At 55.0% G+C, this 12,133-nt stretch carries 10 protein-coding genes; 3 read left to right on the top strand and 7 right to left on the bottom strand.

All coding sequences use genetic code 11. The annotated features are described in order from the left end of the window. Nucleotides 1–877: 877 nt before the first annotated feature. Together C7S18_RS10210 and C7S18_RS10215 are read left to right on the top strand one after the other, a co-directional pair. The gene (locus C7S18_RS10210; RefSeq protein WP_106891465.1) at nt 878–1,690 is read left to right on the top strand and encodes a hypothetical protein; all 813 of its coding nucleotides are present in this window, start codon (nt 878–880) and stop codon (nt 1,688–1,690) included. 149 nt (nt 1,691–1,839) lie between these two features. Next, complete coding sequence (locus C7S18_RS10215; RefSeq protein WP_106889619.1) at nt 1,840–2,844, top strand: IS5 family transposase; 1,005 nt, start codon at nt 1,840–1,842, stop codon at nt 2,842–2,844. A 397-nt stretch (nt 2,845–3,241) separates the two neighbouring features. Here the strand turns inward: C7S18_RS10215 and C7S18_RS10220 are convergent, their stop codons facing one another. From C7S18_RS10220 to C7S18_RS10260, 7 genes are all read right to left on the bottom strand, one after another. Beyond that, on the bottom strand, nt 3,242–4,327 hold the full coding sequence (locus C7S18_RS10220) for a hypothetical protein (RefSeq protein ID WP_106891466.1): 1,086 nt from the start codon (nt 4,325–4,327) through the stop codon (nt 3,242–3,244). Between the two features lie 712 nt (nt 4,328–5,039). Continuing rightward, nucleotides 5,040–5,705 carry a hypothetical protein gene (locus tag C7S18_RS10230; protein ID WP_106891468.1) on the bottom strand — a complete coding sequence of 222 codons (666 nt, stop codon included), beginning with the start codon at nt 5,703–5,705 and terminating at the stop codon, nt 5,040–5,042. Between the two features lie 430 nt (nt 5,706–6,135). After that, nucleotides 6,136–6,774: a hypothetical protein gene (locus C7S18_RS10235; RefSeq protein ID WP_146151858.1), complete on the bottom strand. Its 639-nt coding sequence runs from the start codon at nt 6,772–6,774 to the stop codon at nt 6,136–6,138. Beyond that, complete coding sequence (locus C7S18_RS10240) at nt 6,771–7,382, bottom strand: hypothetical protein (RefSeq protein WP_106891470.1); 612 nt, start codon at nt 7,380–7,382, stop codon at nt 6,771–6,773. Before C7S18_RS10240 ends, C7S18_RS10235 begins: the two co-directional genes overlap by 4 nt. Nucleotides 7,383–7,788: 406 nt before the next feature. After that, a complete protein-coding gene (locus C7S18_RS10245; RefSeq protein WP_206208010.1) occupies nt 7,789–8,847 on the bottom strand; it encodes a zinc metalloprotease in 1,059 nt (352 codons plus the stop codon). A gap of 445 nt (nt 8,848–9,292) precedes the next feature. Beyond that, on the bottom strand, nt 9,293–10,618 hold the full coding sequence (locus C7S18_RS10255; protein WP_106891473.1) for a hypothetical protein: 1,326 nt from the start codon (nt 10,616–10,618) through the stop codon (nt 9,293–9,295). Nucleotides 10,619–10,628: 10 nt separating this feature from the next. Further along, nucleotides 10,629–10,910 carry a hypothetical protein gene (locus C7S18_RS10260; RefSeq protein WP_106891474.1) on the bottom strand — a complete coding sequence of 94 codons (282 nt, stop codon included), beginning with the start codon at nt 10,908–10,910 and terminating at the stop codon, nt 10,629–10,631. A gap of 486 nt (nt 10,911–11,396) precedes the next feature. On the opposite strand from C7S18_RS10260, the gene C7S18_RS10265 reads away from it, so the two are divergent. After that, nucleotides 11,397–12,131: a hypothetical protein gene (locus C7S18_RS10265; protein ID WP_106891475.1), complete on the top strand. Its 735-nt coding sequence runs from the start codon at nt 11,397–11,399 to the stop codon at nt 12,129–12,131. Nucleotides 12,132–12,133 lie beyond the last annotated feature (2 nt).

The raw sequence follows: 12,133 nt of genomic DNA on the forward strand, positions 1-12,133 counted from the left end.
AGCCCGATTCACAAGTTTCAGCTGGACCGAAGATCGCCGGGCAGGTCACGACTGAATTCAAGGTCGAAGCGGCGGAGTTGGCGGAGTCGGTCGGGATAATGGCTCCCCAGAATGGTTGGAATCGAACAGGTTTGGGCATCGCCTTCGCGCCGACGATGGCATTGCCCAGAATCCGTTCTAGCCCCATCCCAATCCGCATCGACGCGCTTTGACAGAGTCGAAGAAGGGCCCGAAACGAGTCCGGGCCCATCGTCACTACTTCATCGAGAACCCTTGGACGCCCATCGGCGTGCCGAACCCAACCCGGCTCGCGGCACGTGGCTGTCCAATGCTGTCGCGGTCCAATGCTGTTCGCTGTCCAATGCTGTCCTTGTGGGGACCTCCCTGGACAGCCACTTTTCCGACTTTTCTGACCCTAATCTCAGACGACCTCTCGTGGACAGCCACTTTTCCGTCTGCATATCCGTCCAGGAACGGTTCGATCAAAGTGGCTGTCCACCCGCCCCCGCCTCCAATGCGCGTCGCGTTCCAACCCCCTCCATGACACCTACCCCAGCCACGGATGGCTCCCAAGATGGCCCTACCCCGCGATCGCACCGTTCCGCCGAACACCAACGGCTACTTCGACTGCATCAGTCGCTGTCCGCGCAACACTGATCCGTGCGGCTTACTTTCAGGCTTGGCAACAACTTTCTCCCCACCCATATCTCTAGCCTAGATCCGCGGTATTGAGTCGCTCAATCCGGTCTCCGAGAAGTGGGGGCAGGACCACTCTCTAGCGCGTCCTCGTCCAAACCGCGCTCGACTTTGGCTACTATACGAATGCCTGCACAATTCGAATTGTGGATCGCTCGCATACGCTGACTGCTTCCGCCCCATGCGTCGCAGCTTTTCCTTGCAACTCACATCAATGCTCGACCGCCGAGAGAAACGCCACACGATGCCAAGTCACTTTTCAACCATCGGCCTTCCCCTTAGTAGCCAAGCAGATTATGGCGCGCTCGCAAATCGCGTCGGACCGCTCGCAACACCAATCGAAGTGCCCAATGGCGTGTATTGGCGGTGGGTATCAGATTGCGGTGCGGAAGTCTGGCTGCAAACCAACACGGATAACGAGCTGGTGGGCATGACGCCGTTCTACAGCGGTCGTGCCGAGGTAAGTGTTCGGCTCACCAATCGCGTCGTGCGGCAAGACGACTCCCCGCTTGAGGGGGCGTTTCACGCTTGGGCCGACCCTGACCAGAATAACCCTGATTCCGGTGCCTACCCATTCGTATTCGATGTTGTTGACTTCGATAGGTTTGGTGACATCGCCTTGCCGACTACTGCCAAGGCCCAGATTGCCGCATTCGCCCATGAAGTATCGGTTTACCAGACAGTTCATTCATACAATGAATCGCAATCGGGCGAACTGAAGTTCGCGTCGCAATCATTCATACCTTCCGGCCTGTTTGCAAGCGGTGGCGAATCGACAGAGCCGCCGAACTCGATAGCATTCTTCACCGGTCACATCATCGCTATGGAACTCAGGACGAATTGCCTAACAGGAGCACAATACTATTGGGCACTCGTTGAGACACTTGGCGGCTCTTTTGATGTCGTCATCGATCCAGAACTATGTGACGCAAGCCCTGTCGTGGGTGGCGTCATTTCCGGCTCGTTTTGGCTTTGTGGGCGACTGATCGACTAGGGCGACCATACCAAAGCGGAAGTCGATGACTGCCAGGGCGAACTCGGGGAACTCATCTCTCGATCGGTTAAACCCAGCCTCTAAGGAGGGTCTGAACAAGTCCCGCAATTTCTGGTTAGATACAGGTGTTGCGGCGAGGTTATTTCAGCATGGACCAGATGAGTTTCGGTGACGCGGAATATGCGGCTAAGAAGAAGCAGACGCGTCGGGAGGTATTCCTAGCCGAGATGGAGCAAGTCGTGCCGTGGGCAGCATTGCTGAAGGACATTGAGTCGGTTTATCCGGTCGCCGGTCGCGGCCGTCGCCCGTACCCCGTTGAAGTGATGCTCCGGGTTCACCTGATGCAGAACTGGTTTGGGTTGAGCGATCCGGCGATGGAAGAAGCGCTGTATGAGATCGTGTCGATTCGGAACTTTGCCGGTCTGACGCTGAGCGGCAGCATTCCAGACGAGACGACGATCCTGAACTTTCGGCGTCTGATTGAGACGAATGATTTGGCTTCGTCGATACTGGAGCGGATCAACGGTCATTTGTCGCGCAAGGGCTTGCTGCTGAAGCGTGGCACGATCGTCGATGCGACGATCATCGCGGCACCGAGTTCGACGAAGAACTCAGACGGTGAGCGGGATCCTGAGATGCACCAGACGAAGAAGGGCAACCAGTGGTACTTCGGCATGAAGGCGCATATTGGCGTGGATGCTGACAGTGGTCTGGTCCACACAGTGGTGACGTCGGCAGCCAATGATGCCGATGTTGATCACGTTGAAAGCCTGCTGCACGGCAAGGAAGAGACAGTATGGGCAGATGCGGGCTACCAGGGCGCCGACAAAAACATGCGCGAGAACCATCCGCGCAAGCAGCGCTTCCCTGAGTGGAGGATTGCGATGCGCCGAAGCGCGATCAAGGCGATGGAAGAAGGTCGGGCAAAGAGCAATATCGTGAAGATCGAGCGTAGGAAGGCGCAGGTTCGCGCGCGAGTCGAGCATGCGTTTCAGAAGGTGAAGTGCTTCTTTGGGTACAACAAGGCGCGCTTCAAGGGATTGGCCAAGAACACCAGTCACATCGTCACCCTGTTCGCGCTGGCCAATTTGCATCGTGTCAGAAAAGTGCTACTTGAAACTGCAGGGGAGTTGCGCCCGAAGTTCGCGAGCTGATCACGAAAGAGGGGCAAAGTAGCGCCAGAACCGCTTTCCCAAGTGAAGAACGATACCGATTAGGAAGGATACTTAACGGATCACCGACCGAAACCCGCCTGAGAATCCGGAGGACGGAATCCATCGCCAAAAACCGACTTGTTCAGACCCTCCCTAAAGCACCATCGCTGCGGTGACCTCCCTGGACAGCCACTTTTCCGATTTTTCTGAGCCAAATCTCAGAAATCTCCTAATGCGACCGGCACTCCAAGCCGCCACCATGACGCCTCCCCCAGCCACGGATGGCTCCCCATATGGCCCTGCCCCGCGATCGGCAGAACTTGTGGACACCCACTTTCTCGATTCCTCTGCGATACGATCTGGGCGCGTCACTTACTTGCCCTGGACCGTTCCGACGTTACTTACCTACCACCTGAAAGCCTTCCCCAGCCGACGGCTGTCGAACATTCGGGTGCAAGGCAAACACGCACTCAAGAAACGGCTGCACGTTGCTCCAAGTCGTCTTGCTCTCGTAGGCCGCACGAAGTGCTTTGCCAAAATCGACCATGTTCGGCTCTTCCTGAAGATGCGCCGTCATGGCCGCAGATTTATCAGCTGTCGCGTGCAAGGTATGGTTCTGCGCAGGGTAAGAGTGAAACTCCATGATGAACCCTGGCCCCGCATAGGTATTTCCGTTCAACGAACACTTTGTTGTTGATTTGGGGCTTTGACGATCAACATGGCCTTCGGCAAAACTGTCCTGGAGCATGTGGAGAATGCTTCCAAAGGCAATGTCCTTGATCTCCCGGCGCAACTTCGGCGCACCGAGCGCATAAAGATCCTGAACGATCCATCCAGACTTTGAGAACACTTGATTCAAAGGCGCGAAATCGACCTCGTCCAATTCCGTATCGCGCGTATACGTTCCCTCGATGATCAGCCAATTGAACTTCGCCCAGCCAATCATGGACTCACGGGTTTTCTGGGGCGAATCGCCATCAGCAGCCATGGCATGCAAGAACTGCAAGTCGCCGAAATGCGTTCGGTAAAGTAGATTGCTGTTGCGTCCGTCAAAACGCTTGCCAGCCGCCGCCTTCTTCTCTGCGTCCGTAAACAACTGGTACCAACAGTATGGCTGCGTCTGGAACCGCACAGTGAATTGGGTCTTACATCGCGTACCACTGGCCTCCGAGGCATTGAGCCGAAACGGTGGGTCATCGTTCCAACGCACCCCCGCCAGCACGCCGACCGGCACATTGCTCGCACCCGGCCCAGTACAGATCGATCCACCGCAACCAAAGATCCGATTCGTCAGCTCTTCATGCGCCGGGTCACCAAAACTATAGACACCCAAGGTTGCCGCGTTAATCGTGAGCGTGTTCAACCAACTACCGCTGATCTCAGCAATGTCCCGCTCCTGCGGACTCGCGACCGGGGCGAGCTGAAACGCGCTTGCACCAGAAGCCGCCAGAAGACACGTGGCAAGCCACGGTAATCTACGCATAGCAGAATCCCCAAGATCTAGGATGATGGTTACGTCCGAGCGTAAATCACTTCAATACGCCTGTCTAGGGCTGTTCATGCCTTACGGTTCAGTCATCTGCACAAGTAGAACGCCAACCCAGGAGCCAACTTTAGATGACTAGTACTTCGGTACCCTTTGTGGACGGCCACTTTTCGGTTCTTCTGAGCCGATTTGCCGAGCCAATTGGGTCACCAGCCATCGCCCTTTGAACGCCGCACACCTGTGGCGCCGCTTGCGGGGTTCAACAGTCATCAAAGGCATGTAGCCGAACCGGTCTGGGCTTGTACTCGCCCTCAATTCTCAATCTGCTTCTGCACGCACTCTTTGCGCACAGCATCGATGTACGTCTGCTTCGACTCTGTTCTGCCCCTGCAGATACTCTGTACGAGATCAGTCACTGCTGACGACCTGCCTGAGCTCACACTCGATGCGAACTTCCCATCTACGATTCGGGAGACCTCGTTCCCAATTTCTTCGATTGACGGGCACGTCTCTGATCTTTTCTCAGGAACATCTAGGCTGGCGGCTAATGCGCGTATTGCCATAAGTTCATCGTTGGCTCTACCCAGTTTGCCCAGGGTTCCCACAAACAGCGCAATCGATATTAGTGAGACTGCAACCAACACCAAATTCGTGACCGATTCTCGCTTCATCGTTTCGCCCTCACTGTCAAACACCTCTAACGCTGCTGCTAAGAGCCCCTTGCTTGCTTCACGAGACATATCGTGGCGACACTTGAGACGCAAGCAGCGAATACCAGAATGATGCAGAATAGAATCGTTTCCTGTGACACTTGATTAAGATGCGCTCCTACTCCGAGCGCTATCAAGAAGTACGACACCACATCCAACGCTAGTGAAGCGTAGAACATCACGGTTAGCCGCGGGTGCTCACCTCTCATGTCCAAGAGTGTGGACAACTCAAGCGTGACTAGCACCAGAACTGCCGAAAGGCTGGTGCTGACAACCAGCTCGTCGTACTTTGTCTTGGTGTCTGCAAAGCCGCTGGCCGCAGAGAGCGCAACTGGCACCAAGACGGCAATGACTATGAAAGCCCATGTCCTCGGTTGCGAGAAGCACACGTCAAACAGCGACTCTGCTGAGCCGTCCACAACGATTCTGCGACAGATTCTTATGACTCCCACAACCTGAAGTAGGTAAAGCACCATCCAGAACGTCAGGAAGTAGACTTTGATGCCTTCCTTTCTGGCGTCTACATCGTTCACGTGATCAAGAGCAGCTGTCGGTGCCGAACTCTCAGTCGCTGAAGCGCCGCTCTCCTGAGCGTGTGAATAGTGGGGAGTAAGAACCAACAGAACCGCAAACAGAATTGACAGAAAAGCCGCTATGAGTTTCATTGATGCACTCCACGTACTCGTTGTAGCGCCAAGCAGACACCGGTCTGCAAAACTTTCCATGACTAGTGTCTCAAGCTGTCAATTTCTCTCATTGCCCTTATCGACGGTTCTGCCGATCTCCCTGGACATCGATGGACGCCCCGAACCCGCTCGACGGCCTCCGGAATAACGCTCTATAGAATGCGAGACCACTCACCCCAACGCCTGCAAATCCGCCCAGAAACGGTTCGATTAAAGGTGCCGATCAAAGTGGCTGTCCACCCGCCACCCGAACCCGCCCCCAATCCGCGTCTTTCAGGAAGCGAGGTAAGCCTCCATCGATCCCCCATCGTGACCTCACACTGGGCAGCCACTTTTCCGTCATTTGAGGAGCTACTGGACTGTCTATACGCCTGAAGTGCCCGTCCGAGTCTGGAGTTGTGCTGTGTTGTCACTTCTGACCGGCAGCCGCGCCTGAGCTGTTGGGGTGATCGCCAACTGGAGCCAATGAGTCATCGCTTCCGACACTTTCACTGGGCTGGCTATCGACAGCAGAAAGGTCGACGTTCTGCGATTGTCCTCCGCCATCAGATTTTTCAATCGTGCCGACAACGCTAATGGGATAGACCACGGTTACATACAAATAGAAAAAGGCTATCGACAAAAAAAGAACGGCAACTCCGACAACAGGCGTCGATATCGTAATCTTGTCAGATAGCGAGATGGCCGTTATGCCGGTCTGCCTGACTTGCATAAACGCCATAACGACGCCCGACACCACCACAATAAAAACCAAAACAAAGATTGCGATACTAGAATAGCGATGCCACGTCCATGTTTCAGAACGATGGCGCATGTCGTTGGCGTAGGACTCAACGTAGCGCGCATTGAGGACAACTTCGATTGCTTCCCTATGACGCGCTAGCGCATAAAGACACTTTTCATTTCTTGTATCGTCTGACATATCTGAATCGCTACCCGTACATGCGGCAGTGATCCCTTGAGTCAAAGTACCTTCGGAGACGTCTTCTGCCCTTGTTGGCGCCACAAATGAAAGCAGCACAAAGACAATCAGCAATACGCGAATCATGGCTGACCTCGCTGCTTCTTCGTAGCAGCTCTTAGAAGCTCTGCAAGCGACTCTTGCATGCAAGGCAATGAGTCCAGTTCAGACTCGGCTTTACCGATAGTCTTGAGCCATTCCCGCGCCGCGCTTTCCAGCTCAGACGATATCTTGCACGGCCTAACAAGTGAAGCCAAGTCGGGCCTATTATTCGGCTGAATCTTCGGATCGATGAATGGACCACTGTTAATGGGCTTGATATCCGGAATTCCCTGACAACTAGGGCAGTTCGTCAATATCTTCAGTGCTTCTCCAGGCACCTTGTATTCGTCTAAACGGAAAATTGTCTGCTCGTTGCCCAAAACATCCCTGAACCGCCCAGACTCGACAACGTAGTCCACATCCGATTGATCAAGGCGCTCCAGGACAGCTGGTGCGTCTTCAGCACGCACTGAAAACATCTTCGAACCCGATCCATTCCCGAATTGTCTCGTTTGAGCAACGTCTAACGCTGACTCCAACGGCAACGCCGGCGGCGCTTCCGGCATAATTTCCTTCGCACCCGAAACACCCTGAGCGTGTGCTGCGGATATCGCCATCACAATTAGTAGCGCCAAAACTGGAATTCGCTTCATTTGACCTCCCCGCACTCTTCAATAGACGCCCACCCACAATCTTCCGATTGACAATTCGTGGACACCCACCTGTTTGCGGCTCCTCGCTAGCCTTGTTCCGAGGGGCTGTCCGCGATCCCTCCTCGATCCCACCACGATGTAGCTCGCTGACCAAGAACTGAACGCTGCCTATGAATCAGATAGTGGCCAGACTGAGCCGAACCTCTCACCCGGTGGATGACCCCCGAGGATAGGACCTCCCTGGACTGACCCTGCCTAGCTCTGATCGCCAATTTCCGAGCGCACAGCTGGACTTCGGCACCCAGATAGCAACAGAGAAGCGAACAGAACAGATGCGAACGAGCGAACCGTCTCCATGAATTCTCCCGTTTGCGTGAGTGGCCAGTAGCCTCCGACATCGAAATCCTCAAACCCAATCTACGCCATCGAACACCCGCGCCGCGGGCAAAACGGGGATGCCAAGGGCGCGAAGCAAGTTGGATGGAGCGGGCATGCCATCGGCAGGCACATAGCCCTTCGACAATGCTAGCGACGCCCTTGGGCCAAGCAGCGTCGCGGTCATTCGTGCAACCTGATCGCGAGTAAACATCGTCATGACCGCATCGTCTGTATAGTCCATGAAGTTCATGAACATGTCGCCGTCTGGCCCGTTATTGCAACTCACATTCGGATACCTGGGAGCGCCAGTATTTGCATTTGCCTGATTCGGCGTATCGGCAACATTGTCGGAGTGCAGACACCCTCCTCTATCATCGCCCCAGATATGCAAGAGGTTCAACCAGTGTCCCACCTCGTGAACTGCGGTCCTACCAAGATCGTAAGGCGAGACGGCAGACCCACCGACACCAAACGCAGTCACATTGATCACGACACCATCCGTCGACGCGTTACCACCGGGAAACTGGGCATAACCCAACAGACCGCCCTGAATCGGACAAACCCACAAATTAAGATAGCTACTTGCGGGCCAGGCGCTCATCCCGCTACCGGCTTCCTTGATCAGGCTATCCAACGTAATTGTGGCCTGATCGTCTCGGCCGTCGTAGGGATACGAACCGTTAATGGCAGTTCTAGTGATCCCACTGGTTGGATTCCCGCCGGGGTCGCGGTTGGCAAGTACAAACTCGATCATTGCATCCGCTGCATAGGGCGCGAATGGCGCCGGAACGCTAGCAACATCGGCGTTCCGCTTCCTAAAGTTCTCGTTCAGCGCGCGAATCTGGCTGTCGATCTGCGCATCGCTGACGTTTTCAGCGGCATTGCTGTAGAGGACATGAACCACAACAGGAATGGTAGTGACCTGAGCAATTCCAGTTGTCTTGATGAGAGCCGACTGCACTTCGATGGTTCGCCTACGATCGCGATACTCCGCTGACGACGCTGCCATTTGGATGTGGTGTGGCATGGTTCCGCAGATTCTTGGCATAACCTCAATCTCCTCAGGAGACGCGCGCGATCGCGCCACCACTTTGTCTTTGATGTGAACAGCGCCAGGGAGGGTCTAACTCGCTCCATCCTGGAATTTCAGACCCGCAACGAGTCCGGCGCCCGTCGAGACTCGCTTGTCCAGAGTCAAGCACTTTCGTGCTCGACTCTGAGCGGGCCATTCAAGGCCCGCATCGCCTCTAAATACATTCAGAGACTTCCTAGTCTCGCTGAACGAATGCAGCGGACTGGATTCACCGAGTACACTCAACTCCAACATAAACTCGACGGACTTGCCAAGAAAGTGGTGCGACAGCCCAAATCCTCTCACTCCTATCTCGCTACAAACCCGTGGGTTACCGAACTCGCTGGCACCCATCTTTTTGCAAACCCAAGCCGCCCCGAAGCGAGTGACTGCCGAGTACTTCGTCTTTCAGGTTCCCGAAGGACAAGATCAGGCCGAAATGACAATACGGCTGTCTTGATCAGAATAGCGAGAACGGGCTGCCGATGAACAACCCGACGGATCCCTGATCCGTTGATGTCCATCCCAAGCGAATACCAGCATTCAGACTGCCCTCAGGATCTTTGAAGAGGTAAATCGGCAAATCCAAACCACTCGCATCACTCTTGAGATCGTGCGTCGCACGCAAAGCGTAGCCAATTCCCGAAACCTGACCGCGCGCCTCAAGGTACATCAGGTGCTTCCGCTTCTCAGTCGGCGCCGCGAGACTGCCGGTTACGCATTCGAGCACTGGCATTTCGGAATTTGTACAAGCGGTCGCTTCGTCTGCAGGCTTATAAGCATTCTGGATCGTCGCGCCCAGGGAATAGAATCGGGTCGAGTTAGGGGGTACCCAGCCGAAGTATCCATTTACGCTCCAGGGATTCTCTGAACTGCTGATCTCTTCAAGATCTGGCCCAAAAAAGTCGAACGATTCGTATCCGACCCGCCCTGACAGCCCCCATGTCCACCGAAACGCCTCTCGATCCCATCGGCTCGGATCATAGAAGAGCGCTTTGAGTCTAGGATACTCGTCCAACTTACCCTCATTAGCCAAACCCTCCATAACCGCGGCAGTGTCGCAGGGGGTTCCAAGCACTGATGTATCGATCCCAGCTGCCTTACAAATTGCGTCTGCGGTTTTAATGTCAAACACCTCGCCAATTTCCTTTACATACCAACGCGAGAAGGACACTCCAATCTCTGTCGAGTTTGCAAGACCATCCAGAGTCGCTATTTCGGTAATGCCATCAGCGGCTTCGGACAGCGGTGCTGATAAAGTCAATGCCGAAGTCGTGAACGACTTGACGCCATTCTGATACGCATATGACAGTTCAGCTGCGTATTTGAACGTTGCGCGGGTATCATCGGTCGACGCTAGAAGTTCAAGGCCGGTGCTAGCAGGCCCGTTTTCTCGCTCCAAGGGTGCACTCGAACCGTCCATCAAGAACGCGTTAGCGACGAATCGACTTTTACTCTCTCGCGTTGCCAGGAGCGCCGAAAGTTGCGCTTCTCGCGCGCCATCCAACGACGATGAATCCGCCGTGCTGCGCCCATCCGCAGCCTCCGGGTGTCCGGATTCCGGGACTTCTGGCCGACCAGTAATGGCATTACTAGCGGCTAATTCTGACAGAACTTCCTCTCTGACTTCGGCCTTGAGCTCAACCCGAACCTCTGCCCTAACTCGATCGAGCAATGCTGCAATTTGCGCAAGCTGCTCGTCGGTATAGTCTGAGGCTGCTCTAGACTCTTTGACGCCGAGCGTCGACAAGATTGCTACCGCAAGTATCTTGTACCCAATGTTCATGACGCCTCCTTTACACCTTGAATCGTACGTATCCGACCGCCTCAATGTAGCCAGGAGGTATCTTCGATGCCTTGATTTCCAAGAGATTATTCTGCTTTGCATCAGTGACTAAAATCCCAAGTGCACCACCCGGACTACCGTCCATCTTCCAGATAAGAAGATGGACTTCCCCTTCTTCGAGTGGCAGGGACGCCTTGCCATTCTTAATGTTCAAGTCCTGGTTCCCGACTGTCGCCCAGTAGCCCTTCAGCTTCGAGCCAGAGAACGAGAACCTAACTACCTTCTTAGCCATGTGCTTCTCCCGTTAGTGCCTGAGGACTACAAATCGGAAGCGCCACAACATTGGCGCTCTTGTTGCTATTGGCCCACTCTTGCCGGCCTATTCGTGACTCTTGGACATCCATTTTTTTGCGGCTCTTCGCAAGCCTTTCGCCGAGGGGCTTTCCACGATCCCACCGCGATGTCGCTCGCTGACCAAACATTGAACGCTGCCTACGAATCAGACAGTGCCCAGAATGAGCCGAACCTCTCACCCGACTCTTGGACACCCACCTGTTTGCTGCTCCTAGCAAGCCTTGCGCCGGGTGGCTGTCCACGATCCCTCAACGATCCCTCACAAGTGCTATGCCTGATTTGGCGGTATCGGGATGGTTCTGGCGTTTGCGCCGATGAATTCGTTCGCTGTTGTTGTCTGCTGAACTCGGTCTGGCATACTGGTCTCAGCAGCGGCAGGGATACATCGAGAACTTCAACAGCGGGACGGCATCGGGAGCATGCAATGCGGACAATCTTTGGCGCGCTATGCGCAATTGGCAGCCTCGCCATCGCAACTTCAGTCCAAGCGCAGGTCTTTGCCGGCGACCGCGGGGCTGGGTGTGTCTTGATTCCCGCAGGGGGCGGCAACCACGTGATGACTATTACTGGCGCGGTGCCGGTGGGTAGCGCATTGATGCTGGCCGCAGGGACCAGCAAGAATGCCACGATGGCATCGCCCACCCAGGTGAGTGACAACCGTGGCAATGTTTATACCGGCACGATGTCGCGCATTCATCTGGACAATTTCGACTTGCGCGCGTTCACCTTTGTCGCGCCGATTACTCAGGCATTGCAGACGGGCGATCAAGTCACTTTGCATTATTCGGCTGCCGATATTGCAGGCGAAACGAGCTGTGCCAGCGCGTCACGCTTTGATGGGGTCGATGTCTCGACTCCGGTCATGCCCATCCTGACCGTTGGCGAGCAAACAACCAATGCCACGTCGCACAGCGCCTCTACGGGCACGACGACGACAGCAAACTTGCTGATCTATGAAAGCGTGGTGATCAGTGGCAGCCACGGCGGCATTGGCGTGAATCCTGGAAATCCGATGAGCGTGGCCTGCAACGGCGCCAACAACTTCTGTGTGGTGCCGGCTTATCGGATTGTGTCGAGCGTTGGCAATTATGCGATTACGGCGATCACGACCAATCCGGTCAAGGCGACTGACCTGCCCGGTGATTTTCGGACCGATTGAAA

The organism is Ahniella affigens (genome assembly GCF_003015185.1).
Classification (GTDB): domain Bacteria; phylum Pseudomonadota; class Gammaproteobacteria; order Xanthomonadales; family Ahniellaceae; genus Ahniella; species Ahniella affigens.

Coding starts and splice junctions, on each gene's coding strand:
- C7S18_RS10210 (WP_106891465.1), top strand. CDS start 878: ATGCGTCGCAGCTTTTCCTTGCAACTCACATCAATGCTCGACCGCCGA.
- C7S18_RS10215 (WP_106889619.1), top strand. CDS start 1,840: ATGGACCAGATGAGTTTCGGTGACGCGGAATATGCGGCTAAGAAGAAG.
- C7S18_RS10220 (WP_106891466.1), bottom strand. CDS start 4,327: ATGCGTAGATTACCGTGGCTTGCCACGTGTCTTCTGGCGGCTTCTGGT.
- C7S18_RS10230 (WP_106891468.1), bottom strand. CDS start 5,705: ATGAAACTCATAGCGGCTTTTCTGTCAATTCTGTTTGCGGTTCTGTTG.
- C7S18_RS10235 (WP_146151858.1), bottom strand. CDS start 6,774: ATGATTCGCGTATTGCTGATTGTCTTTGTGCTGCTTTCATTTGTGGCG.
- C7S18_RS10240 (WP_106891470.1), bottom strand. CDS start 7,382: ATGAAGCGAATTCCAGTTTTGGCGCTACTAATTGTGATGGCGATATCC.
- C7S18_RS10255 (WP_106891473.1), bottom strand. CDS start 10,618: ATGAACATTGGGTACAAGATACTTGCGGTAGCAATCTTGTCGACGCTC.
- C7S18_RS10260 (WP_106891474.1), bottom strand. CDS start 10,910: ATGGCTAAGAAGGTAGTTAGGTTCTCGTTCTCTGGCTCGAAGCTGAAG.
- C7S18_RS10265 (WP_106891475.1), top strand. CDS start 11,397: ATGCGGACAATCTTTGGCGCGCTATGCGCAATTGGCAGCCTCGCCATC.